We start from the raw sequence: 25,831 nt of genomic DNA, 5'->3' as shown, positions 1-25,831 counted from the left end.
GAGGCAGTGGAAGTCGTAGGCATTATCGCACCTTGGAACTTCCCGATTGCCATTCGGGCATGGAAGATTGCCCCTGCTCTGGCGTAAGGTAACTGCGTTGTCTTTAAACCGGCCGAGGACATGCCGTCTTCCGCGTGGGCACTGAGCGAGATCATTAGCCGGGCTGGGTTCGGCGATGGCGTGTTCAATCTTCTGATCGGCCCAGGCAGTGTTGTCGGCAAGACTATGTTGGAAAGTCTCAAGGTAGATGCCATCACCTTTACTGGTTCCACGATTACCGGGGCACGAGTGATGGCGACGGCGGGCGCCCGCTTTGGAAAGCTTCAGTTGAAAATGGGCGGGAAAAATCCGCTCAGCGGTTACTGACGGCGCAGATCTTGAGACCGCGCTCAATTGCACCATCCAGGGCTCCTATTACTCGACGGGGACAGCGCTGCACAGCTTCGAGCCGAATTATCGTCACAGAGGCGATCTAGTCAAATTTCGTGACGCGCTTATCGATCGACTCGGTAGCCTTCGGGTCGGACACGCGCTGGCTCCCGACTCCCACATCGGGCCGGTCGTCGACGCTAACCAACTTGAGACAGATCTGAAGTACGTCGACATAGGTAAGAACGAGGGCGCAACACTCGCATATGATGGTGAGCATTTGACGCGCGACACAAGCGGCTATTTCATGGCGCCAGCATTGCTCACCGATGTAGACAACACAATGCGCGTCGCTCGGAAAGAGATTTTTGGCCCGGTGGCAGTCTGATTGCAGACCGCGACTTCGACGACGCCTTGCAGAAAGGCAAATGATTCTGAGTTCGGTCTTTCCGTAGGTATCTGTACGACTTCGCTCAAGCTTGCCAGTCATTTCAAGCGCGAGATTCAGGCAGGAATGGTGATGGTCAATGTGCCTACCGCCGGGGTCGATTATCACGACCGTTTGGAGGTAGAAAACGTCCAGTTACGGTTCACGAGAACAAGGGAGCTATGCCGTGGAGTTCTATACCACGGTGAAGACCTCATATAACGGCTAGACGCCTAGTGCGTTTGCCCAATGGCATTTTTTTAAGTGGAGAATCTACGTGGAAACACCTCGTCGCACCTTTTTGATCCGGACCATGGGCTTTGCTTCGGGCCTTGCAATGTCGCGGTTCGCCTTTGCTGATGCAGCCTCAGTGTCGGAAGCCGACCCCATGGCAGGAGCGCTTGGCTACAAGGCCAACGCGGCCAAGGTCGACAAAACAAAATACCCGAGGTATACCGTCGGTCAAGCTTGCGGCAATTGCGCGTTATTTCAGGGCCCACCGAACAGTACGTCCGCACCATGCTCTGTATTTGCCGGCAAGGAGGTTGCCGCCAAGGGATGGTGCAGCGCTTATAGCAAAAGGGCGTGAAGCTGATCCAAGCCGGAGAGGGTCCTCACCGGGTTGACTAACTGCTCGCGGGGCATCCGCTGACTGATCTGGGTAAGGTTTTATTTTTCGAAAACAAAGTTCGATAAATAGATAAAGCTTGTTATTAAATCGAGCGTACGATTGGGCTATAAGGGTGCGCTAATTACATTTTTCGAAATTTATAGCTGTTTATATAACCAAATTTCAAAAAGATGTAATTTCTCAATTGTCACGGTGCCCAATTTCCCCGAATTTCATCTATATTGAATGAGGTAGCATATGAACTACGCGCAAGACTTGCTCGCAACAGATCATCGTCACCTGATTCATCCATTTTTGCCTAAAAACAAGCTTGAACGTACGATTTTTACGCGCGGCAAGGGTTGCAAACTCTGGGATGTGCAGGGGCGAGAATATCTGGATGGAACGGGTGGGCTATGGCTGGCTCAAATCGGTCACGGACGTGAAGAAATCGCCGAAGCAGCTGCGCGTCAGATTAAGCAGCTGGAGTACTTTACTTGCTTCTGGGACTATTCCCACGAACGTGCAATTGAGCTTGCCGAAGTGCTTGCAGTGCTTGCACCTGACGAGCTACAGATGAGCTTTTTTACTAGCGGTGGATCCGAAGGCGACGACGCCGCCATCAAAACCGCTCGCTTTTATCACACTCAAAAGGGCCAGCCCAGCCGTACCTGGATTCTTTCACGGAACTCCGCCTATCATGGTGCAGCTTACGGTGGAGGAACAGCTACCGGCTTCGAAGCAATGCGGGAAGGCACCGGACCGGGGCTGCCACACGTAGCCTATCTGACATCGCCGAATGCATATCGCAGTTACTACTTCGATGGTCAGGATCCTACTGATTTCTGCGTCGCGGAACTTGAGAAGACGATCGCCTCTATCGGGGCTGAAAACATTGCCGCAATGATCGCCGAGCCAATCATGGGTGTGGGTGGTATGGTCATTCCCCCGGCCGATTACTGGGCCCGAATGTCTGCTGTGCTGAAAAAACACGGAATCCTTCTGATTTTTGATGAAGTGGTCACTGCCTTCGGACGCACCGGCACTTGGTTTGCGTCCGAAAGGTTTGGCGTTACACCGGATATTGTGGTCACCGCTAAAGGGATCTCGAGCGGTTATATCCCGTTGGGTGCCGTATTGATGACCCGTGACGTGGCCGATATTGTTCGAGAAGGGTATGGAATCCCGTTTGGCTATACCTATTCAGGACATCCCGTTGCGTGCGCGGTAGCCTTGGAAAATCTTCGGATTATTAAGGATGAAGACCTGATTGCTCGTTCCAACAAGATGGGGGCATATTTCGCAGAGCAGTTTACCGCGCTGCGTGACAATCCCTGTGTCGGTGAAGTGCGGCAAATAGGCATGGCCATCGGGATCGAATTGGTCACGGACAAGAAATCACGTCAGCCCATCCCCGAGGCCGCGTTAACTATTCCGGACGTTATCCGAGAGGAAACGGGCGTGATTGTCCGAATCAGCAATTACAACAATATCTGCATGTCGCCGCCGTTGACGATAAGCAGAGAAGAAGCGGATAGAGCGGTCGAAGCGGTGTGCGGTGTGTTAAAGCGACTGAAGCCGGACGGTACTGTTTGATGCAGATTAGGTCTGAAACGCTGTGACCGTTTCGGGTCGGTGTTTCAGCTGCCGCGAATGCACCGTACCAAAGCCTGAGTAGGTTTGGGAGTTTGATGATGAGCCCGTTAAGCGGACGCTGGCTTACATCATAAATCAGGTACTTTTATGAGCGATGAACGAGTTGTAATTATTGGCGGGAGCCACGGCGCGGCCCAGCTTACTGCGAGTCTTCGGCAGGAAGGGTGGGCGGGGAAAATTTCGCTTGTGAGTGCCGAGGCAGTCATTCCGTATCATCGTCCACCACTTTCGAAAGCCTACCTGGCGGGTGCACAACATCCCGACGAAATTCTTATTCGACCGGCGAACTTTTACGACACGGCGAATGTGGAATTGGTCTTGGGAATGCGCGTGGTCGCAATCGACCGGAACGAGAAGTCAATTCAGCTGACCAATGGTGCCCGGATTTCTTATGACAAGCTTGTTCTAACCACCGGGGCATCTGCCCGGAAGCTGACGCTTCCTGGCGATCATTTGCCGGGCGTGTTGTATTTCCGAGAAATGAAAGATGTGGATCGGATCCGAGACTTCGCTGGACGAGGCAAGCGCGCCGTCATTATTGGGGGTGGCTATATTGGACTGGAAGCGGCGGCATCGCTACGAAATCTGGGCATGCATGTAACAATAGTCGAAGCTCTTTCGAGGGTATTGCAACGTGTTACCGTGACAGAGATTTCAGAGTTCTACACGCGAATCCATCGAGAGGAAGGTGTAGAGATTCTGACCGGGATCATGGCGACTTCTATCAACGGCAACCTTCACGTCGAGAGCGTTTCGTGTGGTGACGGATTGCAATTGAAGGCTGATCTGGTAATTGTCGGTATCGGCGTGCGACCGGAAATCAGTCTTGCAGAAGACGCCGGGCTCGAGATTAATGATGGCATTCGGGTAGACGAATTTGCCAGGACAAGTGATCACGACATTTTGGCAGCGGGCGATTGCACAAACCATTGCAATCCGATCTATCAAAGATTTATTCGCCTTGAATCGGTCCAGAATGCGACCGATCAAGCCAAAACGGCAGCCAAAACAATTTGCGGAAAGCTTGAGCCTTACAGGGCGCTACCTTGGTTTTGGTCGGATCAATATGACGTAAAGTTGCAAATCGCAGGTCTGTCGCAGGGCTATGATCACATTGTGATTCGTGGCGAATGGAAGGCGGGCCGGAGCTTTGCCGTGTTCTATTTCAAGGAACGCAAATTTCTCGCAGTGGATGCGATCAATCGTCCTAAAGAGTTCATGCTGTCGCGCCGCCTGCTGACGGACGGTCATTCGCCTGATCTGGAGCGGCTTCATGACGAAGCTCTACCTATCCAGGATCTACTGATAGCGTAACGGGTCAGGGGAAAGTTGTGCCTGTAATCGAGTTTATCTGCCACGATGGTGCAATCCATCGGGTTAACGTCACATCCGGGACAAGCGTCATGCAAGCGGCGGTGCGTCAGGGGCTAGACGCCGTGCTGGCCGAGTGCGGCGGCTGCAGCAGCTGCGGGACGTGCCATGTGTATATAGATGAGGCTTGGACGGACAAACTGAACCCGCCAAGCGAAACCGAGCGAAGTATGCTTGACTGCGTAATAAAACCTGCGCCCAATAGCCGGCTCAGCTGTCAGATACAGATGTCAGACGAACTCGATGGTCTTGTAGTTAGTCTTCCAGAATCGCAGTTCTGATTCAACGCACGCCGTCCGTTCATGGCGGTTCGGCGCTTCCTAGGCACCAATCTACGGGGCAGTGAAGATTTTCGATAACGCGCATCCAGACTATCAGTCCGACTGCGCGGTTGGGGAAAAGATGAAGCGTAGCGTTCGAGAATGTGATGGCGAAGTGCAAGAGAAGAAAGGGAGATCCGTCGCTCGACATATCGGCATTCTTCTGTTTGACGGATTCTCTCTACTGAGCACTAGCGCAATCGCCGAGATGTTCCAACTTGCGAACGAGATTTACAGAAGGCGCAATCATGATCACAAGCCGTACAACGTCACTTTTTACTCGGCGAGGCGCAAAAATTCGATGTTCCTTATCAATTGACATATGGACACGCGCATGTGATTCCGGCGACGTTGGCAAGTTCGACGGAGTGTTCATCGCTGATGGACCGGGTGTCGGGAATGCGCTCGGACAGCCTGGTCGTCAACCGGGGCGACATGGATTTGCATGACACGCTGATCGGTGCATAGGCCAGACGGCTGGCGGCAGATGGATGCAATACGATCGCCTTGGCCCAGTTCAGCATGGCGCGAGCAAAGGCGTCTGCGAACAGGCCAGCGGTAAGCCAGTATTGACGGCAGTCCATAGCGCTGTCCTCGCGCTGAGACGGCGTCTGAGCAGAGGGAAATCGGAGCCAAACCTGGTGGGTTGTGGATCAGAGCATGCATGGAACGACCTGTCCTGTGGGACAGGGAGGCCAAGTACCTAGTCGTTTAGCGGACATTTTCGAGAATCGGGCCGGCTGCACGGACACTTGTGAGGTATCCGGGACCAGCTGATAGGAATGTATCACCACCCTTTTGCGGACTAGGCATGCAAAATAAGAAATCAGGAAAAATTACTCTACTCGGCACGGGGTTGATGGGTAGTGCCATGGCGAAAGCTATGCTTAGCGCCGGATACACAATCAGCGTCTGGAACAGGACGCAGTCGAAATGCGCACCACTTGAGGATTGCGGTGCTACCGTTTTCTCATCGGCTGAAGCGGCGATAGCGACTTCCGATATTATCTTCCTTGTTATAAGTGACTATGCTTCCTCCGTAGCCTTGATCGCCGATGCAGATCTGCACGGTAAGACTGTCGTCCAACTTGCAACCGGTGGCATTGAGGATGCCGTGGCACTCGAAAAGCTTTGCGCAGCCCGAGGAGCCTTAGGCTACATGGATGTCAAGGTAATGACATATCCAAGTCACATCGGCACGCCAGGCGGGTTGCTTCTTGCAAGCGGTCGCCCAGATGTCTTTGCGCGGCAGGAAACGCTATTCAAATCCTTTGGCAATTGCAGGTTCGTTGGTGAAGATGTCTCGGCCGCCACGACCGTCATGTTCGCGTGGAGTGTTCATTTTCAGGTTGGACTTGCAGGGGTATTGGAGTCCATCGGCGCAGCAGGCGCTCTCGGTGTGGACCCGAAAATTGTTTTCGAGATTGCCTCGGTCTTGGGTAGTGACGTGGAAGGCATCCTGACGCGCTGGCAAGATGCCGCGAGCCGTCCGGGCCCGCCTCCTGCCGGAATTTCCGGTACAGTCAATGATTACCTTGTAGCGGCGGACTTGATACTCGGCTCAACTGAAAAAGCCGGAGTTACGCTCCCCGTTATGAGCGCCGTAAGGTCCACATTTGGCCAATGGGCTGATCAGGGGTTTGGTTATGCCGATATAGAAGCCGCATTTCAAGCATCTCGCATACAGTCACTCCGGAATTGAGAGGCGGACCTTTTTATCGATTTCCAGTGGCGACGGTGCCGCAAAAGCTGACCGAGCGCGGCCGCACCGTTGCAGCTGGAAGTCGTCAGGTCGCCGCTGCGGCTCCCGCCGCTGCGGACCACCGTGTTCTGGCACCGCCGTTACAACCACGACGAGGGCAGTGGTTGGCTCTGCTCACTTTGTGTCGCGGGTATTTTTTCGGGCAACATGACTGGCAATGTGACGTCATTGGCAGACAGGATCGCCACAGGCGACCCGCGTTCGGGGCTCTCACTCCTCGCGATCATCGTGCTCTTCATTGTGGGAGCGATGCTTTCTGCGCTTCTTCTCGAGTTTCGCGGTGCAGGTAACCGGGCCCGGCTGCGCAACGCGGTGACTCGCTCCTGGGTCCAGAAGTTACCTTGGCCGGTTCGCAGGCCATTGCGATTGAGCACGCCGGCAATCACAGATCCGGACAGATACGGACGACCTGGCGCACGGCATCAATTGCGTCGCGTGACATATGCGTGGTGTCCCCTCCGCGACGCCGACGCGGCACGCGAATCTCGGTATGTACTCAGACTTAACTTCAAGATTGCTCGTCGAAACCAGGTTACCGATCGACCGTATCGCAAAGCAATGCGGCTGGACAAGCGGAGCGTCTGTCGCGTGCCTTCAAAAGGCTTTTCGCAGCGACTCCGCTGAGTTCCGCGGCACGCGTAGCCTGTCGGCAGTTGCCCGGGTAGCAGGCAGAGGGCTGTTGGCAGTTCTCGCGCTTCCTGTGTTGAAGGATCGCATAGATCGATCGGTCATCAGAGACCGGCTTGCAGTACCACTCCGCTAGGAGTTTGGCAAGGTCATAACACCGTACTTGGGCGTGCCCTTCCAGGTTTCAGAATGTGCAACTGAAGGCAAAAAAGACGAGTCGCATACCTAAATGTAGGTCGTGCCGGTCTACATCGGTTTGACGCTGCATGGCGCAAGGTTCGACTTTTATTGAAGGGGAAAGAAATGCAAAGCGTACAAGGACTCCGGGCTCGGTCATTGGACGGCATCTGCGTGGTTGCAGGCGCGCTGCTGGCAACGAACATACGCTTCGGCGAGTACCTTTAGGGGCGACCGGATAGCCCTCACGTCACGCTCGCACTGGCGATCGCGCTTGTTCCGCGCGTCCTTGAAGACGCGGATAAGCAGCTCACGAACATCTTTGAGCATAACAATGAAACCGGCGAGTGCCTTGGTGCAAGGTTTTTCAGTGGGGGTTACCGTGCAACATTTGGTTGTAGGCCATGCCAGGTTGGGCCTTTACCCCAATGCTACATAGGAGTGTGTTGCATCCACCAGTTGAATCCGCCCTCCGCAGCGGACCTTCATGTGTAGATCATGTCAGTCGCGTCTCCGGTCTCATGGAAAAGAGGTAGGTGCACGATGATCGCGCAGCCGTTTCCCGGTGAACTGACAACAACGATCCGGCCACCCAGCATCAGGACGCGCTCCTCCATTCCCGCCAGTCCGAACGATCTTTTTCTGGTCGCCAGAGGATCGAATCCTTGACCGTCGTCCCGTACTTCCAGCACACAGGAATCCGGCGTTCGCTCGAGCGTGATGGTCACCTGGCTGGCCGCAGCGTGACGGGCAACATTGGTCAGCGCCTCCTGAACTACGCGAAACAGTACGATAGCGCGGTCCTCGTTCAGTACGAGGTTCTCGTCCTGCACGCGGAGGCGACACACCGTGCGGGGGTTGCGGTTGAATTCTGCAGCGAGCCACTCGAGCGCAGCCCCAATGCCTGCGTCCAGTGCTGCTGGGCGTAGCGACGCGATGACACCCCGGACAACCCGCATGGTGTTGTCCACCAGCGCCGTCAGTGCCTGGGCCTGTTCGGCCAGCGCTGGGAGGTCCTTGCCAAACTGCACGGCTAACATCGATGCCCTCATGCGAAGGGCGGTAAGGTGTTGTCCCAGGTCGTCGTGCATTTCCCGTGCAATGTGCTTGCGCTCTTCCTCACGAGCCGTCTCGCGACGGGAGGTGAGCTCTCGCAGCATCTCGTAGGACTCACGCAAGCGGTGCTCTGCTTTCTTGCGTTCCGTCAGATCGAGCACGAACGCGACACCCTCGTTTCCGCCCGCCTCGAACGTGGCGACGCCGATCAGCACGGGGACGCGGCTGCCGTCTTTGCGGAAGTACTCCTTTTCGAAAGGTTCCAGGCGCCCAGTCACTTTGTGTTGTGGTATCCATTGACTCAGGTCACGGGCGAGCCATTCCGGTGGCGTGAGGTCCATCCAGCGTAGCCGGCCCGCCATGAGGTCCTCGCGGTCGTAATCCACAATGCGCAGAAACGCGTCGTTGGCCTCAAGAACGTGACCTTCGAAATCCCATATGAAAATACCGATGATGTTGGCGTCGACGAGGCGCCGGATCTTGGTTTCGCGTTGTTCGAGTTCGCGGTACAAGCGGGTATTCTCGAGCGACGTCGCCGCCTGGGAAGCAAGAAGCCGAAGCACCGCAATCCGGGCCGGCGCGAAGACGCGCCTCCGGGCCAGCTCGGCCAGCGTCTTGTCGCCCTTGAGCGCCGCGAGTGCCACCTTTGCCTTGAGCGCCGGTGAGTGTGTCCGTCGGTTGCGTTTCGTCATCTTCTGGTTCCTTGTTGCCGGCCATAATGACCGAATCACGCCGCCCAAGCTCTTCCACTTACCGACCTGTCCGAATTCTCGGCGCCACCTCTCTTCGCACTGAACCGACATTTACTGCGTGCGTCGCCCTGCCGAAAGCAACTCAGCGAACCGCTTCGCCACACAGCATCGTTTCACCGAGCTCACCCAAAATCCGTCCGGCTTTTAAGGAAAGGCCCGTTGATCGCACTACTGGGACGCAAACACTAATGTAACAACGCCATCCCACTGCACGCATGACAGCACCGCTGAGCGCGTCATGGTCCGCTGCAGAAAATGGCCGTTAGCAAGAGGGGGACAACTTGATGAATGACAGCGCCGCTGCCGGTCTGGCGCGCGTGCGCTTCTACTGACTCGGTGGGGCCGATTACTACCACGCCATAGGCTGACTCCGTGACGGGCCGGCCATCGCCGCGTTTGAACAGTGCATCGTCGTGTTCATACCCGAGGACGGCGTAGACGGGAAAGCCAAATGCGGTCAACTTGCTGCCGTGCGCCGGTCGAAATGCGTTGACCGAGTTTGCTTCGACGCGCATCGGATTCGGATCGATATACTGGCTCTTTAGGAGCGGGGCGATGAACGCGTGTGCGTTCGATCTACAGTCGAGTTGCGGATCGAGCGCGTAGGCGTAGGACGAGCCCGAAGGGAGCCCCGCGGCGATTGCAGTAAGTACCGTTACCCAGGCGTAGATTGCGGAAACCTTCATTAGTCGCTCCACTCAATCGAGCTTGCTCACGATCCGGGACCAGCATGTCCTGCACCCGCTCCGGTTTCATGGCCAGCGGTCAGAAGCGCATTCCAGGTCAGCGTGAGGGCCTCCATGGTGGCGCTCCGGCACCATGTCTTCAAGATGACGAAGACTCCGCGCACAGGCCTCTCTGGCTCCGAGACAAATCGGATTCCTCACCATTCGCCAATGCCGATTCAAACGCATGAACAAAACGCTGAAACGCATCCAGGGTTCCATGGACGCTTCGGTACTCGGTGCGACCGATCCTGCCGTCAAGTACGACCAGCATTCCGGCATTCCCCGCCAATTCCAAGATGTTCATTCCGTTCTCCTCGATCGCCCGACTATCGACCCGTCGCTCACGCCGCAAGCCGGTAAGAGCGCATCGCGGGCCTCTCAGCATCCAGCGAGACCGGGTTCCTCAAACGGAAATCGGTCCGACCTGATACAGGTATTGCCTTGCCAGCTGGATCCGGTCCACGATCTCTAGTAATCTCGATGAGCTAACGGGATCATATGGAAGTGCCCCAGCCCGGAACGGGACTATAGACGTGCCGTTCCCCCGCTTGATCAGCGCAGTGCGTTTTGAATACCTGCTCATTGGACACGTCCCCAGCACGCGATGCGACAGCCTGGACCATCGCAACGCCCACCGCCCCCACTATTCCACCACCCCCCGCACGCCGTTTCATCGCAGTCCCCTCCGATGCAGGATCTCCTTGGCGCTCGTCATCCGCACAGTCTGGCGAGCACCAACGAGGATTTAAGGCCCGGCGATTTCAGACACCCACAGCGCGAAACCGCGGCTTGTACTAAAAATGCGAGCCCTGCCGTGTTATCGCACGGCCGACCAGACCGGCCGGACTTCCCGCTCTTCCGTGCGAGATCTGTCTATCCAGTTCGTGGGTAGGTACGCATCACTGGCCCTCTGGTCGTGGGCGGGAACACGCACCACGATCCGTCATCGTGCCGGAAGAAGAAAATGGCCAGCAAGCCTGTCATACGCAATGACTCGACGCGTACGCACCGTCTCTGGCTCGAGCCCGAACGACTGTATCGGGTCAGGCGGACCGGCATGGCCGGCGTTGGCGCCAGCCATTTGTCGATCAACCAGCGCAAGGACGTCTCATTGGTGTTCATCTGCTGCTCCTTCAATCCCATGGCCGTTGATCGGCCGCGCCCCTTGTCGTGCGCCGTCACGTCGCCACGTCCTCGAGGAATTCAGTGTGCGAACCGGCCGCTGACTCGTCACTGTCGCGCGAGTCGTGCTGATAGATGAGGCCGCGACGTTGCGGAAAGATCGCAGTGCGCCAGGCATTGCCCGAGAAAAATCCCGTAGTGGGCGCAGCCGCGGGCCGTCAGGCGGTGCTTGAGCGACATGGCGGCCAAATACTATCTGGAAACGGTTCGGGTGTTCTTTCAGGAGTTCGCCTGGCGCGCGGCAACTGGCGGGTGCGCGGCAAACACGTGCGCCCGGGCGCCACCAAGACCACCGCGCTGATCACCGTGGAAGGCGAGAGGGACGATATCTGCGGGCGAGGCCGGATCCACGCGGCCCACGGCCTGTGCAGAAATAAGCAGATCTGCGAACAGATTGCGTTTCATCATTCACTCCTGTCGATTCGTTTGCGGCACCAGAAACAGCGCTGCGACAGGGTGAACTGTAGGCGTGGATGCTGCGCGCATAAATCGCAGTTTTGCTAAGTGAATTGTCACGGAATCAGAACAATCGCGGTGGCTGCACCGCGATTAGATCGAACCCCCAATCAGGCGACCCACTCCGAGACGACCGGTGTGTCGAGCGTCGGCGCGGATTCGCGTCGTTCGTAGGTACGCTGAGTACAGGTCTTGTCGAGGCCGCCGCGTCCGCTCATGAGCGGGCAGCGATCGAATTGCTCGGCGATCCAGTCGACGAATACGCGCACCTTTGGCGACAGGTGCCTGTCGAGCACGGCGTTGTATTCGTCGTAGAAGCGGCGATGTGCGTCGGCCGCTTCCCTGTTGCCGGCTGCCACGTCGCAGTAGTAGCGCAGGTGCGAATTCAGGTGGCGCTCGGGATTCATCGCCACGAAGGCCGCGTGCTGCAGGAAGCCGGGTACACCTCGCGTCCGGCACCGGGACAGGTACCCGGCACCGTATCGATCAGTTCGCGCGAACCGGTCGAGCGGTTTGCTGACGGCGAATTCGTTGATGGTTGTGGGGCCGCGGCGCGCGTCGATTGGGCCACCGATCAGCGTCATGCTCCTGGGTGTCGCTTCGCCGTGGGCGGCCATCAGCGAAATAGCGGCCAGCACGGGAACGGTCGACTGGCAGACCAACACCACGTGAATTTGCGGGCCGAGGAAGCTGATAACTCGCGCACGTATGCGACATAGTCGTCGAGGTGGAGCGTCCCCTCGGAAAGGGGGACCTGGCGCGCGTCGACCCAGTCGGTGATATAGACATCGAAACCCGGCAGCATCGCCGCCACGGTGTCGCGCAGCAGGGTCGCGTGGTGTGTTCGCGCCGAATGAATATTGAGCCACCGGGGGTGCGGCAGAAATCTCGGACTCGTGTATGCTGCAAGTCCGAGGCTCTCCCGGTATTCGCGGGGACTGAGGGAGCCCAGTGATATTTTGATCCGTTTTTCGTTATACCAGCGGATGTAGGAATCGACTACCGCGATGAATTGCTCAATGGTTGTAGCCTGGCAGTCCCGAGGATAGAACAGCTCCGTTTTCAGCCGGCCGAAGAAGCCTTCGCAGGCCGCATTGTCGGGCGAGCACCCTTTGCGCGACATCGAGCGAATCAGCTTCGCGTCGCGCATACGTGAGAGCCACCCCGGCCAGCGATAGTGGGCTGCCTCGGTCCGAATGCAGGACAAGTCCCGGCGCTGGCCGGCGCTGCTGCAGTGCCATGGCCTGCGCCGACATGACCCGTCCGGCCGGCATGGTGGGCGCCATGAGTACGGGTCCAGTACAACCGCCAGATACAACCAGCCCTGCGCCGCGCGGATAAACGTGATGTCCGAAACCCAGGCGCGATTGGGCCCAGCCATGTCAAGCTGTCGGTCGAGCACGTTCTCTGCTATAGGTAGCGTATGCCTGCTGTGGGTCGTTGAGACGAACTTGCGCTTCCAGCTCGTGCGCAGGCCTGCTTCGCGCATCAGCGTACGCGCCCCGTAACGACCAATACGTAACCCTTGCTCCCGCAGCGCATGCATCACACGCCGGCTGCCATAGCTCGCACGGCTGGCGGCGAATGCTGCCTTGACGTAGCTCTGTTTCTGCAGGCTTTTTGCGCTCGGCTTTGCACGCCGATTTGCATAGTAGCCAGAGCGGCTCACCTGCAAAACACGGCAGGCGTCACTAACCGATACGGCCTCCTGTTGCAACTGAGTTACCACGCGGTACTCACTTCAGTTCCCGGGCAAAGAAGGCCGACGCTTTTTTTTAGCAGCGTGTTGTTCTCGCGCAATTGCCGGTTCTCCGCTTCAAGTTGCCCGATGCGCTGCTGTTCCTCCGTCAGCGGCTTGCCCTCGCCGGGGCCGCCAGCGCGTTCCGCATCGTACTGCGCCACCCAGCGCCGCACGGCTGTCTCGACAAGGCCCGTCGACCGGCAGACTTCGCTGACCGATAAGCCCTGGTCCGGTATCATCCGTACCACTTCCAGCTTGAAGCTGGTGTCAAATTGTCGGCGCCTGCTCGTCATCTATTGTTTTTCCTCGTCGATTCCGGATTGTCCTCCTATCGACCTGTCCGAGGAAATTTGACCACTACAGAGATCCGCTAGGCGATAGGGCTTGGGTACGCATAGCACATCGCTCAGTCCGCCCTTCCCGTCGCGAAGGGCGGCAGGCGAATATACCGATGTAAGCGCAACCCTGATCTCGGGATGGTCTGAGCGGACAAGACGTGCAAGCTCGATCCCGCTCATGCCGTGGGACATCGAAATTTCGCTGACGACAACGTCAATGTCACGGCGCTCCCGGAGGATTTGCCTTCTTGCGGTCCGACCTGTATCGCCATCACATGGATTCAACCTAAGCAACGATCGGTCGTGCTTAGGCTTTCCATTAAAATGTGAGCACTGGTTGGTCCGCGTGTGTACGTTCGCTGCCGATGCGCTTGTATCCAGAGCACAAAACGCTCCGGCGACAACGGTGGCGAGAAAAGGTGTCCTTGATACAAATGGCAGCCATGGTCGCTCAGAAAGTCGCACTGCATTTGCGTTTCCACGCCTTCAGCGACCACAGTCAGCTTTAGCACGTTGCCAATGTTCATTACAGTCTGTGCCAGAGACTCTGCCATTGCGTCACCCCCGATCTCCCGCACGAAGCTTTTGTCAATCTTAAGTTCTTTGACGGGGAACCGGTGGAGGTAACTCAGGGATGAGTAGCCCGTACCGAAGTCGTCTATCGACAGCGCTATTCCCAGGGCATGTATCGCATCGAGCGACGTGCGAATGTCATCGGCCGACTCATCAAACATGACTCGCTCGGTCATTTCCAGGATCAGGTGTTCAGGATCCAGGCCATGAGCCTGTAGAGTGCGCGCGATAAAGGCGGGATAATCTGGCCGCTTGAAGTCGGCGGCACAGACATTCACGGATATGTTCGGCACATCGAGCGTGATTGCGTGCTCGACGCTCTCGTACGCGGGATTATCTTCGTCACCTGGCCCAATATCGTCGACGTGCTCACCACGGAACCGTGGCTCTCGACCGCGTGGCGCCTCGCGAATTTGTATCTGGATGGTCTGGGCGCCAGCAGCTCGGCTCGCCGGACGGCGAGCTGGTCGGATTGAGCCAGGACGCCACCTACTACGTGTCGCTCGCGTACTTCGACCAGACCGATCCGTTTCGGATTACGTCGTACATGAGGCGGCACACATACTGCACAATTGTCGACGCACAGCGCTCGCTCTACCTGAGCGTCGCCAGTGCCCAACGGCGCTCGACATCGCTTTCCATCAGCGCGAGACCTTCGCCTACGCGTGTGAGGACTACAGCCGGATCCTTGCGATGGCGCAGCATGGCGAGTCCCGACACGCGGCGCTCGAACGGCATAAGGCGTCGGAGTTACCGCCGGATGAGCGTGTCGATCACGGAATATACCTGGAGATCCTGGCGGAGGCAGTTCGCGCACGTAATGCCTGACGATGCATCACGAAGCGGTGTGGGCCGTAACGACGGGTTCAGGACGCCGAACCCGGGATCTGCGCGCAGCAGAGCGCGCTGACCGGCGATCGGAGGCGAGAGGGCGAGGGGTGAGAATCGCGGCCAGGATTGCGGGAGGTCGACACGATGCGGAAATCTAGCGGCGACTGAGTTCCGGCACGGCGGCGATGGTCACGCAAAGCATGTCCACCTGCTGCCCGCGACACACGACAGTAAACTGGGGCCCATAAGGACGTTGGGAACCGGGGAAAAGCGGCAGTACAGGGCCGGATGCCCATCAAATCAGCAGGGGGCCTAATACGATGGCAGCACCGAGTTTTGTCTATACGATCTCCTGTGTGGCAAATATGCGCGGAGAGCCGGAGGACTGGCCGGAGGACTGGCTGGACGAACTGGCGAATATGAACCTGGAGCCAGAGGACGGGTGTCTCGGGATCATCGACGATCTGGACGTCCCCGCTGAGCAGTTGATCTCCGTAACCGCGTTCACGGATGCTGGCATCGAGGCGCTCAACGGAGCATCGGCGGGTGCCACCCGCGCCTGTCCTATCGGCGCGCAGGCTGCATGCGGGCTCTCGACCTTTGGAGGCGTCCGACGCCCGATGGAAAGAAAGTGTACGCGGTACGCGGCCGCGTCTCTGCGCACTTTGCTCTGCTTCGAGGTTGAATTCAACGAAATGCTCGCGGCGTGCCGCGTGGTTGGGCTGCGAGCCAGTCCGGGCTGAAGCGACCCAGTTGTCGAGTCCAGACCTTTTACATCAGGCGAAGCACGATTCTCTGAAGCAGGGAGGGCAGGTCGCGTCGCACGTCGACCACTAGATGAACAAAGACGGTATCGTCGCGGATCTGGTAGATGATCCGGTTCTTGCCGGAAAGAGCCTGTCGGAAACCATCCTCGAAGAAGCCCTCAAGCTCAGCAGGCGCATAACCGCTAGCGGGAAACTGGCGAATGTGGTTGATCGTTTCCTGCAGTTGCGCGGATGTCTGACGCCATGTTTCCCAACAAAACGTGCGGACGACATAGCTTCTCAGTTCGTCGATGCCGATTCGCGCGGTAGGGAGAATCCGGTATTTCAGCAAGGGTCCCGCCATCAGCGGAGCTTTTCTTGACGGTCGAGCTCGTTTAGCTCCGCAAAGAACTCGTCGCCATCGATGTGATCACCACGCTCGATCTGCTTCTGGCCAATCGCGAGAATTTTCAGGAGCGCGAGGGTTTGCTGCGTCGATTCGTAGGTTCGTAGATCCTGGACGACGAGCTTCGCTTCGCCATTCTGCGTGATGATGAGTGGCTCGCCCGAATCAGTCAGGTCTTTGACGATTTGCGCAGCTTCGCTTTTAAGGTAGCTGATTGGCTTCACATGGTCCGCGAGATGCATTTGGCGCTCCGGATCGAAGGGGTTGAGGACCGAATTTAAACCATTAACGGTCCGGAGGCAACCGGCGACGCAACTTCGTCGGCACTAATTTGACATAACATAAATTATCGACACCTCGTGTGTAGTAGCTTTATAGAAATGTCGTGTTCTAGCCATTTAGAAATGTCGTGTTTGGACCTCGGTATGCTTGCCGGTTCCTCGTGGGACTACGGAGCCGGCGATGCATCCAGCCACACTGGTGACATTGAACATGCGCGAACTCGACCGGTTGAAGGTGATCCAGGCTGTGGTGGACATGGGGCTGAAGCCCGGACGCGCGGCTGAACGGCTGGGTCTGACTGTGCGGCAGATCGAGCGTCTGGTGATCCGATACCAGGAATCGGGCGCGGCTGGACTGGCCTCGCGCAAGCGTGGCCGCCAGGGTAACCGGCGTCTGGACGAGAATCTGGCCCAGCGGGCGCTGGCGATCATCCGTGAGCGCTATGCCGACTTTGGCCCGACGCTGGCCTGCGAGAAGCTGTACGAGTGCCACGGCATTCGCCTGGCCAGGGAAACGGTCAGACGGCTGATGACGGACACGGGCCTGTGGATACCGCGCCGGCAGCGTCCACCGAAGGTCTACCAGCCGCGTGCGCGGCGCGCATGTCTGGGCGAGCTGATCCAGATCGACGGCAGCGACCATCGCTGGTTCGAGGAACGCGCGCCGGCGTGTACGCTGCTGGTGTACGTCGACGACGCGACGAGCCGGCTGATGCGCCTGCATTTCACGGCGAATGAATCGACCTTCAGTTACTTCGAGGCGACGCGCGCGTATATCGAGCATCATGGCAAGCCGGTCGCGCTGTACAGCGATAAAGCCAGCGTGTTTCGCAGCACGGCAGCCAGCAAGACTGGTCGCAGCGTGACGCACTTCGGCCGCGCAATGTACGAACTGAACATCGATACGTTCTGCGCGAACAGCAGCCCGGCCAAGGGACGTGTCGAGCGCGCGCACCTGACGCTGCAGGACCGCCTTGTGAAGGAGTTGAGACTGCGAGGCATCAGCACGATCGTCGACGCCAACGCCTATGCGCCCGCCTTCATTGCAGCGTATAACGTGCGCTTCGCGAAACCGCCGAAGAGCGACTTCAATGCGCACCGGCCGCTGCGCGCTGACGAGAGTCTGGACCTGCTGCTGACCTGGCGCGAGACGCGTCGCGTATCGAAGTCGCTGACGGTGCAGTACGACCGGGTGATGTACCTGCTGGATGACACGCCGGCGACCCGCGAGCTGATCCACCGGTACATCGACGTGTGGGAGTACCCGGACGGACGCATCGAGATCCGCGCCGATGACAGGGTTCTGTCCTGCAGGCTGTACGACAAGCTGGCTGACGTCGATCAGGGCGCGGTGATTGAGCACAAGAGACTCAGTCACGCGCTGCAGGTCGCCCAGGCGCTGCAGGCGCAGCGCGACAACCGGCGCATCTCCGGCTCCCCTTCCCGAACGAATCAGGGTCAGGCGGTGCGCAAGCCGAAGCAGCTGTCCGGCACGAAGAAGCAGCGCGAATTCACGCAGACCGACATCAACGAAGTGGTCGTGGATCTGGCGCAACGCAGGCAGCCCAAATCATCCAGAAAACCTGGCCGTCGGTCTGCACGTGCTGTCTGAACGGACGTAAGCGCCCTGCTTTTTCAGGCACTGTCCTTCAACACCGGGTGAGCGGTAACTCCTTCAGAGTCAAAACTTTAAATCCTGAAAACACGACATTTCTAAATAGCTGCCGCAGCGACATCTTGAAATGGCCTCGACATCGTGCGTCAGAGCTTTTTGATAATGTCCGATTCTGGCTCATACGAAATGTCCGATTGTCCTCCCCGAGCCGCGCGCAGCGCGCATGCTGCGCCATGGTGGTGACCTGGGGAGCCGGACATGAACGCACGTGGATTCATCACGATCAGCATGCACGAGTTTGAGCGGGTCAAGATTATCGAGGCGGTTGCCGAACGTCGGCTGCGGGTTTTTCAGGCGGCTGAACGTCTGCAGCTGTGCGAGCGTCAGGTCAACCGGCTGGTGCATCGGTATGAAGCCAGTGGACCGGCGGGGCTGGTATCGGCACGACGTGGCGAGCCCGGCAACCGCGAACTGCCGGTGGATCTGCGGGCACGGGCCATGGCGCTGGTGCGTGAGCGTTATGCCGATTTCGGACCGACGCTGGCGTGCGAGAAGCTGGCTGAATGTCATGGCGTGGTGCTGGCGAAGGAAACCGTGCGGCGCTGGATGCGGGACGCCGGGCTATGGATTCCACGCAAACAGCGGCCGCCGAAACTCCACCAGCCGAGAAACCGCCGCGCATGCCTGGGCGAGCTGATCCAGATCGATGGCAGCGATCATCGCTGGTTCGAGGAACGGGCACCGGCCTGTACGCTGCTGGTGTTCATCGACGATGCGACCGGGCGGCTGATGGCGCTGCACTTCACCGCAACGGAGTCGACTTTCAGTTACTTCGAGGCGATGCGTCGCTACCTGGAACAGCATGGCAAGCCGGTCGCGCTGTACAGCGACAAAACGAGCGTGTTTCACTGCAACAGTCATTCAGCCACGCCTGGCAAGGGTGTCACGCAGTTTGGCCGCGCGCTGTACGAGCTGAATGTGGATACCTTCTGCGCGAACAGCAGTCAGGCCAAGGGGCGCGTCGAGCGCGCGAACCTGACGCTGCAGGATCGCCTCGTGAAGGAATTGCGGCTACGCGGCATCCGCACGAAGGAGGCGGCCAACGCTTACGCGCCCCACTTCATCGCCGACTTCAACGGCCGGTTCGGCAAGGTGCCGAGGAGTACGTTCGATGCGCACCGGCCGTTGCGGGCAGATGACGATCTTGATCTGATCCTGACGTCCCGGGTGCCGCGGCGGGTGTCGAAGGTGCTGACGGTGCAGTATGACCGGGTGATCTATCTGCTCGAAGACACGGAGGCAAACCGCAGCCTGATTCACAGCTATCTGGACGTATTCGAGTATCCGGACGGGCGCATCGAGATCCGGGTGAATGGTGCTGCCCTGCCCTGTGTCCGCTACGACCGGCTCTCGGAGATTGACCAGGCGGCGGTGGTTGACAACAAGCGGCTGGGACTTACATTGCAGATGGCGCAGGTGATCCAGGCGCAGCGTGACGACCGGCGGGCGTCGGGTTCGCCATCGAGGACCAATCAGGGCGAAGCGCCGCGGCCGAAGGAGCGCAAGGTGGGCACCCGCACGCAGCGGGAGCTGACCCGGGAACAGTTGAATGAAGCGATTCTGGGAACGGCCGGAATGCGGGCAGGCCCGGTGCTTGAAAGTCCTTCCAGATAGGGATTTCTGAACTTCAAAACCGGACATTTCTTATATGGTCGCCTCCCATTTGCAAGGTGATTGTGTGTGGCGAGGAGGGTGGTTACGGACTTATATCCGGACTCGATCGCAGGCATGCCCGCCGGCCCCGATGGATTTCGCCGCAAAGGTCCTAATCTAAACGACGGACTCAAGGTCCGAGAAATGTCTCAGGCTGGCCTTTGCGCGGTCCAACCTGTCTTGCCATCACTCAGTACACCTGTGCAACCGTGGATGGGAAGGCTTTGACGCTTGATTACCGCGATGGTGCGGCCTCATACGTTCGGCCGTACGCCAGCAAGGCCCATATTGTTCGTGCCATCTTGTTTGCGAGTGCTACAGCAACGACGTTCGTTGGACGCCGGGACAGCATCTGGCGCAAACGCTCCGGCAAGTGCCTTGAGCTGACGATGACCGATCGGGCGCCGTGGATCAGCAGCGTTCGCAGATACACGTCACCGCGTTTACTTATACCGCCGAGCTTTACCTTGCCGCCGGAACTGTTCTGTCGCGGCACGAGGCCCAGATAGGCGGCAAATTCCCGTCCGGAGCGAAACGTCTTTGCCTGTCCGATGACCGATACACCAGCGGTCGCCGTGAGCACGCCCACGCCTGGAATCTCGGAGATGCGGCGGCATGCATCGTCGTTGCGGCGCCACTCGAGAATACGTTGCTCGATCCGCGCGATCTGTTCGTCGAGCGTGCGAAGTCGCGAGAACTGATCCTGCAGGCTGTCTGCGAGCATGCATGGCAACTGGTCGGCCAGTGACGCCAGTGCCGCTTTGGCGGCTTCTATCGATGCCCGGCGGCCTTGCGGCAACACGACGCCGAACTCGTAGAGCAGCCCGCGAAGCTGGTTGACCTGCATGACGCGAATCCGGACCAGTTGCCGGCGTATCCGGTGCATCGCCAGCATGGCCTGCTGGTCTTCGGTCTTGACGGCCACGAACCGCATGCCGGGACGCTGTGCGGCTTCCCAGATCGCCGCAGCGTCGGCCGCGTCGTTCTTGTTCGACTTCACGAACGGCCGCACGAACTGGGCTGCGATGAGCCGCACGTCGTGGCCAAGGCGCGCCAGCACACGCGCCCAGTGATGGGCGCTGCCGCAGGCCTCCATGACGACACGGCTCGCAGGCCGGTTGGCGAAGAACGGCACGAGCTGGGCGCGTTTGAGTACCTTGCTGTGAATCGCGCCGGTCTCGGGTTCGACGTAGTGAATCTGGAAAACGCGCTTGGCCAGGTCGATGGCAATGGTCGTGGGTTCCATCTGGTTCTCCTTGACGGCAGGACTGCCGAACCAGCAATGTGGCATGCTTTGGACGCGAGACCGCGGCGCCGGACGGCCCGTTAAGGCGGGAGGCGACCATTCCATCTAAACGGGCAAGCCACGTCGGCGAAACGATGGGACGAATGAAGCAGGCAATCTGGGAGGTCCACCCTTCTTATCTAATGGAACGCGGTATGTGTCGCCGCACGAGTGCCAGTGCGATCAGCACGACGGTCATTGCGGCACCTAACATCAGCAGGTATGACGACGCACCGCCAGCGGTAATAATCGCGGCTCCGGCAAAGGCGCTGACAATGGAGCCCATGCGGCCGAAGGAGAATGCCGATGCGGTTCCGGTCGCACGGACGCCGGTCGGATAGACATGCGCGCAAAGCGCAACCATCGCTACCTGCACCGCATTGACGAACAGGCCGTGTGCGAAGAGCCCGGCCATCAGCAGCGATACGTGCTGCACGACATTCACCGTCATCAGCAGCCCAACACTGGCGGCCGCGCCGAAACAGCAGAGGAGCAGCGGTCCACGCGAGCCGAAGCGCCCGATGATCACGGCACACGCCAGCGCGCCGATCGCGCCACCGAGGTTGTACAGGGTAAGTCCATAACCCGCCTGGCGCACCGACAGGCCTCCGTTGGCCAACATGCTCGGTAGCCAGCTGAAGGCCGCATAGATGGCCAGCAGGCACATGAAGAATGCGCACCAGATGGCGATGGTGTCGGAGGCGCGGCCATCCTTGAACAGTGCCGTGAAACCGACGTGCTTTTCAGCGCTCTGTTCGCGAACATCAACAAAGCTTGCATCGTCTGTAACGTGACGTGACATGCGGCCGAGAAGCTTCGTCAATTCTTTCCAACGGTGTGGGCGACGCGAAAGGAAACGCGGGGACTCCGGCAGTGCGAACAGCAGCACGATCGCCAGGACGAGTGGGAGCACACCACCGGTAAGAAACAGCACGCGCCAGCCGTACGCCGGCAGGATGACACTCGAGAACAGACCGGCAAACATCCCACCGAGCGGCACACACAGAATCGTGACCGTAATCGCAATCGTTCGAAACGGTATCGGGGTATATTCTGCCGTCAGCGTTGCAGCGGTCGGTACCGCCCCGCCAATACCAAGGCCCGCTACGAAGCGCAGTACCGCAACCACCGTCGGATTGGGGGCAAGGCTGATTGCGGCCGTCGCAAACCCAAATACGAGCACGCTACCGATCACGGCCCAGCGTCGCCCGAAGCGGTCCGCAAACAGACCTGCGCAGGCACTGCCGATGCCCATTCCAATTAGTCCTGCGGCCACCACCGGCGCAAAGGCATTCCGTGCGATGCCCCACTCCTTGATCAGCACCGGAATGGCAAACCCGATCACCTGGGTGTCGCAGCCGTCGAAAATAACCGACAGCGCGGCAAGAAGGACGATGAGCTTCTGAAAGCCGGTGAACGGGCCGTCGTCCAGCACCTTCCCAATATCCACCGTTCTGCTTTCGCTCTGCAGTCCTATCTCATCATCGCGCCGTGTGGGCGGATCGCCGCCGAAACTGGCGGGGGGTACATAGCTAGCCATCTTGTGTCTCCTGTTCATGCGCGGGTTCGAGCCGTCGCGCGTTTAATTGGTTTTCGTTGGCGATTCGAGTGTTTGCGGTCTGGTGCTTCGATATTTCAGATCCCTGTCAGAAGGGATAGTGGCGAGGCGTTGTCTGCACCGTTATCCAGCGAAGATCAGTGAATTCCGCGATCCCGGCGCGTCCACCAAAACGGCCGACGCCGCTTTCCTTGACGCCGCCGAAAGGCATTTGCGCTTCATCGTGAACCGTCGGACCGTTGATATGGCAAATGCCTGACTGGATGCGAGCCGCGACCTGCATTGCCCGGGCGACGTCGCGGCTGAAGACCGCGGCAGACAAACCATACGAATTTTCGTTTGCACACGCGATCGCCTCCTCGTCGCCGCGCACCCGTACGATCGGCTTGACGGGACCGAACGATTCTTCACTGAAGATCTTCATTGCGGAGGTCACGTTGTCCAGCAACGTTGCGGGCATCAGCGTGTCTGTGGCACGACCTCCGCATACAAGCGTCGCCCCCTTCTCCAGCGCATCGTCAATAAGCGCGTTGCATCGATGTACGGTTGACATGTCGAAGACCGAGCCCAGCACAACCGGTCCGTTGCGCGGATCGCCCAGAGACAATGACGACGCCTTGAGACGCAGACGTTCCACGAAGGCATCGGCAATGCGCTCGTCGACGATGATCCGCTCCGTCGACATGCAAACCTGACCGGAATTGATAAAGGCCCCGAATGCTGCGCCTTCGACGGCCGCCTCCATATCCGCATCCGCGAGGACAAGCAGCGGGGCCTTTCCTCCAAGCTCGAGTACGGCAGGCTTCAGTGCGTCAGCGCAAAGTCGGGCGATGACTTTTCCTACACGCGTCGAGCCGGTAAAGTTCACGCGCCGGACAGCGGGCGCCGTGATCAGGGTTTCGACGATCGAAGCTGCGTCCTCCGGCGCGTTCGTGATGAAATTCACCACGCCTCTGGGCAGCCCAGCCTCGTGAAGCGCGTCGACAATCAGACCGTGCGTAGCGGGACACACTTCCGAACCCTTGAAGATGACCGTGTTACCGCATGCGAGTGGAGTCGCGATCGCCCTGACCCCGAGAATAATGGGAGCGTTCCACGGGGCGATGCCCAGTACTACGCCAGCAGGCTGGCGTACGCCGAGCGCGAGGTTCCCGGGGATATCGGAGGGAATCACTTCACCAGTGATCTGCGTTGTCATTGCCGCCGCTTCGCGCAAGGACTCGACACCTAGATGGATGTTAAAGCGCGCCCAGACTTCGGAGGCTCCTGTCTCGGCCATCATGGCCACCACAAGTGCGTCGGATTTTGCTGCAAGGACCCGCGCAGCCTCATCCAGAAGTGAGCGCCGCTTTCCAGGCCCCACCGCAGCCCATGCCGGGAATGCCTGCGCAGCACTGCGCACGGCAGCCTGTGCATCGGACACGGAAGCAGCAGCAGCGCGGGTTGCCACTTCACCGTCGAGAGGATTGCGGCGGTCGAACGTTGCTTTCCCAGCGGCTGGAACGTGGTTTCCGTCGATAAATAGTGCCATCTCTTTCATTTAGGTATCCTATTTTGTGATATTGTCAGGCTCGGTCCATGATTCGCGTAAAACCGCTTTCAGGCGACCATAATTTCGACCAGATTCGGTCTGCCTTCCGCGAATGCCTCTTTCAACACGTTCGGAAGGATGTCCGCACGGTCCACGCTAATGCCGCTGCATCCCATCGCTTTTGCCAGGCCCACGAAGTCAATATCAGGGAGGGCCGTGCCCTGCACCACATCCTGTTTGTCGAAACCGAAGTGAAGAGCGAAATCCCGAAGCGCTTCATAGCGCCCGTTATTGAGGATGACGAATGTCACTGGAAGGCCGAGCTGCGATGCGCTCCACAGTGCCTGGATCGAGTACATGCTGGACCCGTCACCGATCAGACCAATGACCTTTCTTCCGGGACTGGCCAGAGCGACGCCGACGGCTGCAGGCATCCCGTAACCTAGCCCACCGCTTGCCATCGTAAAGAAAGTGCCCCTTTGCGTGAACGGCAGATAATTCTGCATCGTCCGCCTCGAACTGGGCGCTTCCTCCACCACAATGTGCGACGGGTCCCGCGCCTCAGCCAGCGTCTGCAACGCGAATGCCACCGACATCACCTCTTCCGCCTCGGCGCGCGGGAGGGCGACACGAGGCTCGGGGGCGGGACGCTGCGATACCTGCGGGCGTGAGAGCAGGTCCGCAAGACCAAGGCAGACATTGCCGACAACCGACAGTCCAGACGGAGACGAAGCGGCCACGGAAGCGTCATCCACGAGCTGGCACAGGGCGGACCCATGAGGAATGTGAGGGCCGTTTCCTTCAACGTGGTATGCGAATGCGGGGGCCCCCACCACGACGACTAGATCATGCCCTGACAGGGCCTGCACGATCCGCTCTCGCATTGGCGGCAGGAACCCACCGAACAGATAATGATTTTCAGGAAAGCTGCAACGAGCGGACATCGGAGCGACGTACACCCGCGCATTGTGCCTCTCCGCCAGCAATACAATTTCGTCCCAGGCTCCTGCCTGATCAATCGCGGCACCGACAACAAAGGCCGGTCGACTGCATCGGTCCAGTGCAGCGCCGATTCGGTCAATGCCGTCCGGGTCCGGGCGCACGCGACTGCTAACATCAGCTAACTCAACGCGCTCGGCCGGCCGGTCCCAGTCGTCCACCGGAATCGAGACAAATACCGGACCGCGCGGTTCCTGCATGGCAATGTGGTAAGCGCGGGCGAGCGCCAGGGGGACATCTTCCGCCCGGGCAGGCTCAATGCTCCATTTCACATACGGTTTGGGCAATTCGGCCGCCTGCATCGACCCAAGGTACGGATCAAAGGGCAGAATCGATCGGGCCTGCTGGCCCGCAGTAATGATCATTGGCGTACGATTCTTGTACGCCGTAAAGATATTGCCCATCGCATTTCCGACGCCCGCAGCAGAGTGCAGATTGACCAGCGACGCATTGCCGGTCGCCTGCGCGTAACCGTCGGCCATACCTACCACCACAGCTTCCTGGAGGCCGAGGACGTATTGAAAATCCGACGGGAAATCCCGGAGCATCGGCAACTCGGTCGAACCGGGATTGCCAAAGAGTTTCTTTATGCCGAGGCGACGCATCAGGTCGATGACCGCATCGCGCACGGTAATCCGGTCTTCGGCGGTCGATATCTGGGTATTCATAAACTGCATCTCGTCGTAATTGCCAGTAGAAGATCCCGGTTCCCCCTTGTCAC

25 protein-coding genes and 4 pseudogenes are annotated in these 25,831 nt (G+C 58.7%); 14 read left to right on the top strand and 15 right to left on the bottom strand.

Going from position 1 to position 25,831, the window contains the following annotated elements; all coding sequences use genetic code 11:
• Window positions 1-6: 6 nt before the first annotated feature.
• From BJG93_RS36690 to BJG93_RS35390, 6 genes and pseudogenes are all read left to right on the top strand, one after another.
• A pseudogene (locus BJG93_RS36690) lies at window positions 7-366 on the top strand (aldehyde dehydrogenase family protein).
• Window positions 347-1,018 (top strand): annotated as a pseudogene (locus BJG93_RS36685) (aldehyde dehydrogenase family protein). Before BJG93_RS36690 ends, BJG93_RS36685 begins: the two co-directional pseudogenes overlap by 20 nt.
• Before the next feature lie 55 nt (window positions 1,019-1,073).
• The gene (locus tag BJG93_RS35405; RefSeq protein ID WP_082194428.1) at window positions 1,074-1,385 is read left to right on the top strand and encodes a high-potential iron-sulfur protein; all 312 of its coding nucleotides are present in this window, start codon (window positions 1,074-1,076) and stop codon (window positions 1,383-1,385) included.
• Between the two features lie 279 nt (window positions 1,386-1,664).
• On the top strand, window positions 1,665-3,002 hold the full coding sequence (locus BJG93_RS35400; protein ID WP_027193665.1) for an aminotransferase family protein: 1,338 nt from the start codon (window positions 1,665-1,667) through the stop codon (window positions 3,000-3,002).
• A gap of 147 nt (window positions 3,003-3,149) precedes the next feature.
• Window positions 3,150-4,376, top strand: coding sequence for an NAD(P)/FAD-dependent oxidoreductase (locus BJG93_RS35395; RefSeq protein WP_027193666.1), 1,227 nt, complete (start codon window positions 3,150-3,152; stop codon window positions 4,374-4,376).
• Between the two features lie 17 nt (window positions 4,377-4,393).
• On the top strand, window positions 4,394-4,714 hold the full coding sequence (locus BJG93_RS35390) for a 2Fe-2S iron-sulfur cluster-binding protein (protein WP_082194429.1): 321 nt from the start codon (window positions 4,394-4,396) through the stop codon (window positions 4,712-4,714).
• Between the two features lie 350 nt (window positions 4,715-5,064).
• Here the strand turns inward: BJG93_RS35390 and BJG93_RS35380 are convergent, their stop codons facing one another.
• On the bottom strand, window positions 5,065-5,337 hold the full coding sequence (locus tag BJG93_RS35380) for a hypothetical protein (protein ID WP_154671650.1): 273 nt from the start codon (window positions 5,335-5,337) through the stop codon (window positions 5,065-5,067).
• A 227-nt stretch (window positions 5,338-5,564) separates the two neighbouring features.
• Here BJG93_RS35380 and BJG93_RS35375 point away from each other — a divergent pair, with 227 nt between their 5' ends.
• The gene (locus tag BJG93_RS35375) at window positions 5,565-6,455 is read left to right on the top strand and encodes an NAD(P)-dependent oxidoreductase (RefSeq protein WP_051374111.1); all 891 of its coding nucleotides are present in this window, start codon (window positions 5,565-5,567) and stop codon (window positions 6,453-6,455) included.
• Window positions 6,456-6,662: 207 nt separating this feature from the next.
• The gene (locus tag BJG93_RS36680; RefSeq protein WP_083421028.1) at window positions 6,663-7,139 is read left to right on the top strand and encodes a DUF1275 family protein; all 477 of its coding nucleotides are present in this window, start codon (window positions 6,663-6,665) and stop codon (window positions 7,137-7,139) included.
• Between the two features lie 665 nt (window positions 7,140-7,804).
• On the opposite strand, the gene BJG93_RS35365 is transcribed toward BJG93_RS36680, so the two are convergent.
• The 3 genes and pseudogenes from BJG93_RS35365 to BJG93_RS35360 form a co-directional block, all read right to left on the bottom strand.
• Entirely contained in the window at window positions 7,805-8,938 is a 1,134-nt protein-coding gene (locus BJG93_RS35365) for a PAS domain-containing sensor histidine kinase (protein ID WP_407675379.1), read from the bottom strand.
• Window positions 8,936-9,067: pseudogene (locus tag BJG93_RS36675) on the bottom strand (IS3 family transposase); the annotation flags it as partial. The gene BJG93_RS35365 and the pseudogene BJG93_RS36675, both read right to left, overlap by 3 nt.
• 296 nt (window positions 9,068-9,363) lie before the next feature.
• Complete coding sequence (locus BJG93_RS35360; RefSeq protein WP_027193668.1) at window positions 9,364-9,813, bottom strand: hypothetical protein; 450 nt, start codon at window positions 9,811-9,813, stop codon at window positions 9,364-9,366.
• Between the two features lie 226 nt (window positions 9,814-10,039).
• On the opposite strand from BJG93_RS35360, the gene BJG93_RS35355 reads away from it, so the two are divergent.
• Both BJG93_RS35355 and BJG93_RS35345 read left to right on the top strand, forming a co-directional pair.
• Window positions 10,040-10,327: a hypothetical protein gene (locus BJG93_RS35355; RefSeq protein WP_071336772.1), complete on the top strand. Its 288-nt coding sequence runs from the start codon at window positions 10,040-10,042 to the stop codon at window positions 10,325-10,327.
• A gap of 785 nt (window positions 10,328-11,112) precedes the next feature.
• Complete coding sequence (locus BJG93_RS35345; RefSeq protein ID WP_231337693.1) at window positions 11,113-11,541, top strand: hypothetical protein; 429 nt, start codon at window positions 11,113-11,115, stop codon at window positions 11,539-11,541.
• A gap of 62 nt (window positions 11,542-11,603) precedes the next feature.
• Here the strand turns inward: BJG93_RS35345 and BJG93_RS35340 are convergent, their stop codons facing one another.
• The 4 genes and pseudogenes from BJG93_RS35340 to BJG93_RS35330 all read right to left on the bottom strand — a co-directional run bounded on the left by BJG93_RS35340 (window position 11,604) and on the right by BJG93_RS35330 (window position 14,423).
• On the bottom strand, window positions 11,604-12,131 hold the full coding sequence (locus BJG93_RS35340; RefSeq protein WP_269217479.1) for a hypothetical protein: 528 nt from the start codon (window positions 12,129-12,131) through the stop codon (window positions 11,604-11,606).
• 266 nt (window positions 12,132-12,397) lie between these two features.
• Window positions 12,398-12,698: pseudogene (locus BJG93_RS36670) on the bottom strand (transposase); the annotation flags it as partial.
• A 517-nt stretch (window positions 12,699-13,215) separates the two neighbouring features.
• Window positions 13,216-13,527 carry a transposase gene (locus tag BJG93_RS36665; protein WP_071336775.1) on the bottom strand — a complete coding sequence of 104 codons (312 nt, stop codon included), beginning with the start codon at window positions 13,525-13,527 and terminating at the stop codon, window positions 13,216-13,218.
• 326 nt (window positions 13,528-13,853) lie between these two features.
• Window positions 13,854-14,423 (bottom strand): EAL domain-containing protein, encoded by a 570-nt coding sequence (locus BJG93_RS35330; protein ID WP_071336776.1) that lies wholly within the window; start codon window positions 14,421-14,423, stop codon window positions 13,854-13,856.
• A 30-nt stretch (window positions 14,424-14,453) separates the two neighbouring features.
• Between BJG93_RS35330 and BJG93_RS35325 the strand changes: the two genes are divergently transcribed.
• A complete protein-coding gene (locus BJG93_RS35325; protein ID WP_162162765.1) occupies window positions 14,454-14,621 on the top strand; it encodes a hypothetical protein in 168 nt (55 codons plus the stop codon).
• 118 nt (window positions 14,622-14,739) lie between these two features.
• Here BJG93_RS35325 and BJG93_RS35320 read toward each other — a convergent pair whose 3' ends face one another.
• Complete coding sequence (locus BJG93_RS35320; RefSeq protein WP_154671652.1) at window positions 14,740-14,883, bottom strand: hypothetical protein; 144 nt, start codon at window positions 14,881-14,883, stop codon at window positions 14,740-14,742.
• 413 nt (window positions 14,884-15,296) lie between these two features.
• Between BJG93_RS35320 and BJG93_RS35315 the strand changes: the two genes are divergently transcribed.
• Window positions 15,297-15,719 (top strand): hypothetical protein, encoded by a 423-nt coding sequence (locus tag BJG93_RS35315; protein ID WP_231337692.1) that lies wholly within the window; start codon window positions 15,297-15,299, stop codon window positions 15,717-15,719.
• A 28-nt stretch (window positions 15,720-15,747) separates the two neighbouring features.
• On the opposite strand, the gene BJG93_RS35310 is transcribed toward BJG93_RS35315, so the two are convergent.
• Together BJG93_RS35310 and BJG93_RS35305 are read right to left on the bottom strand one after the other, a co-directional pair.
• On the bottom strand, window positions 15,748-16,074 hold the full coding sequence (locus BJG93_RS35310; RefSeq protein ID WP_231337691.1) for a type II toxin-antitoxin system RelE/ParE family toxin: 327 nt from the start codon (window positions 16,072-16,074) through the stop codon (window positions 15,748-15,750).
• A gap of 11 nt (window positions 16,075-16,085) precedes the next feature.
• On the bottom strand, window positions 16,086-16,370 hold the full coding sequence (locus tag BJG93_RS35305) for a type II toxin-antitoxin system Phd/YefM family antitoxin (protein WP_027193673.1): 285 nt from the start codon (window positions 16,368-16,370) through the stop codon (window positions 16,086-16,088).
• Window positions 16,371-16,590: 220 nt separating this feature from the next.
• Between BJG93_RS35305 and BJG93_RS35300 the strand changes: the two genes are divergently transcribed.
• The gene (locus BJG93_RS35300) at window positions 16,591-18,021 is read left to right on the top strand and encodes an ISNCY family transposase (RefSeq protein ID WP_027194256.1); all 1,431 of its coding nucleotides are present in this window, start codon (window positions 16,591-16,593) and stop codon (window positions 18,019-18,021) included.
• Window positions 18,022-18,282: 261 nt separating this feature from the next.
• The gene (locus BJG93_RS35295) at window positions 18,283-19,698 is read left to right on the top strand and encodes an ISNCY family transposase (protein ID WP_034476892.1); all 1,416 of its coding nucleotides are present in this window, start codon (window positions 18,283-18,285) and stop codon (window positions 19,696-19,698) included.
• Between the two features lie 274 nt (window positions 19,699-19,972).
• On the opposite strand, the gene BJG93_RS35290 is transcribed toward BJG93_RS35295, so the two are convergent.
• From BJG93_RS35290 to mdlC, 4 genes are all read right to left on the bottom strand, one after another.
• Window positions 19,973-20,983, bottom strand: coding sequence for an IS110 family RNA-guided transposase (locus BJG93_RS35290; RefSeq protein WP_027193674.1), 1,011 nt, complete (start codon window positions 20,981-20,983; stop codon window positions 19,973-19,975).
• A 175-nt stretch (window positions 20,984-21,158) separates the two neighbouring features.
• The gene (locus BJG93_RS35285; protein ID WP_082194432.1) at window positions 21,159-22,562 is read right to left on the bottom strand and encodes an MFS transporter; all 1,404 of its coding nucleotides are present in this window, start codon (window positions 22,560-22,562) and stop codon (window positions 21,159-21,161) included.
• Window positions 22,563-22,668: 106 nt separating this feature from the next.
• On the bottom strand, window positions 22,669-24,120 hold the full coding sequence (locus BJG93_RS35280) for an aldehyde dehydrogenase (protein WP_027193676.1): 1,452 nt from the start codon (window positions 24,118-24,120) through the stop codon (window positions 22,669-22,671).
• A 59-nt stretch (window positions 24,121-24,179) separates the two neighbouring features.
• Window positions 24,180-25,778 (bottom strand): benzoylformate decarboxylase, encoded by a 1,599-nt coding sequence (gene mdlC, locus BJG93_RS35275; RefSeq protein WP_027193677.1) that lies wholly within the window; start codon window positions 25,776-25,778, stop codon window positions 24,180-24,182.
• Window positions 25,779-25,831: the final 53 nt, after the last annotated feature.

It is taken from the genome of Paraburkholderia sprentiae WSM5005, assembly GCF_001865575.2.
Lineage (GTDB): Bacteria > Pseudomonadota > Gammaproteobacteria > Burkholderiales > Burkholderiaceae > Paraburkholderia > Paraburkholderia sprentiae.
This window is presented reverse-complemented; position numbering and strand designations above follow the sequence as displayed.

Bases quoted from the DNA above. Each gene is read 5' to 3' on its own strand.
- BJG93_RS35315 (WP_231337692.1), top strand. From the start codon at position 15,297: ATGGCAGCACCGAGTTTTGTCTATACGATCTCCTGTGTGGCAAATATG.
- BJG93_RS35395 (WP_027193666.1), top strand. From the start codon at position 3,150: ATGAGCGATGAACGAGTTGTAATTATTGGCGGGAGCCACGGCGCGGCC.
- BJG93_RS35355 (WP_071336772.1), top strand. From the start codon at position 10,040: ATGAACAAAACGCTGAAACGCATCCAGGGTTCCATGGACGCTTCGGTA.
- BJG93_RS35290 (WP_027193674.1), bottom strand. From the start codon at position 20,983: ATGGAACCCACGACCATTGCCATCGACCTGGCCAAGCGCGTTTTCCAG.
- BJG93_RS35280 (WP_027193676.1), bottom strand. From the start codon at position 24,120: ATGAAAGAGATGGCACTATTTATCGACGGAAACCACGTTCCAGCCGCT.
- BJG93_RS35320 (WP_154671652.1), bottom strand. From the start codon at position 14,883: ATGCCGTTCGAGCGCCGCGTGTCGGGACTCGCCATGCTGCGCCATCGC.
- BJG93_RS35360 (WP_027193668.1), bottom strand. From the start codon at position 9,813: ATGAAGGTTTCCGCAATCTACGCCTGGGTAACGGTACTTACTGCAATC.
- BJG93_RS35375 (WP_051374111.1), top strand. From the start codon at position 5,565: ATGCAAAATAAGAAATCAGGAAAAATTACTCTACTCGGCACGGGGTTG.
- BJG93_RS36680 (WP_083421028.1), top strand. From the start codon at position 6,663: ATGACTGGCAATGTGACGTCATTGGCAGACAGGATCGCCACAGGCGAC.
- BJG93_RS35295 (WP_034476892.1), top strand. From the start codon at position 18,283: ATGAACGCACGTGGATTCATCACGATCAGCATGCACGAGTTTGAGCGG.
- BJG93_RS35400 (WP_027193665.1), top strand. From the start codon at position 1,665: ATGAACTACGCGCAAGACTTGCTCGCAACAGATCATCGTCACCTGATT.
- mdlC (WP_027193677.1), bottom strand. From the start codon at position 25,778: ATGAATACCCAGATATCGACCGCCGAAGACCGGATTACCGTGCGCGAT.
- BJG93_RS36665 (WP_071336775.1), bottom strand. From the start codon at position 13,527: ATGACGAGCAGGCGCCGACAATTTGACACCAGCTTCAAGCTGGAAGTG.
- BJG93_RS35285 (WP_082194432.1), bottom strand. From the start codon at position 22,562: ATGGCTAGCTATGTACCCCCCGCCAGTTTCGGCGGCGATCCGCCCACA.
- BJG93_RS35380 (WP_154671650.1), bottom strand. From the start codon at position 5,337: ATGGACTGCCGTCAATACTGGCTTACCGCTGGCCTGTTCGCAGACGCC.
- BJG93_RS35345 (WP_231337693.1), top strand. From the start codon at position 11,113: ATGAGGCCGCGACGTTGCGGAAAGATCGCAGTGCGCCAGGCATTGCCC.
- BJG93_RS35305 (WP_027193673.1), bottom strand. From the start codon at position 16,370: ATGCATCTCGCGGACCATGTGAAGCCAATCAGCTACCTTAAAAGCGAA.
- BJG93_RS35300 (WP_027194256.1), top strand. From the start codon at position 16,591: ATGCATCCAGCCACACTGGTGACATTGAACATGCGCGAACTCGACCGG.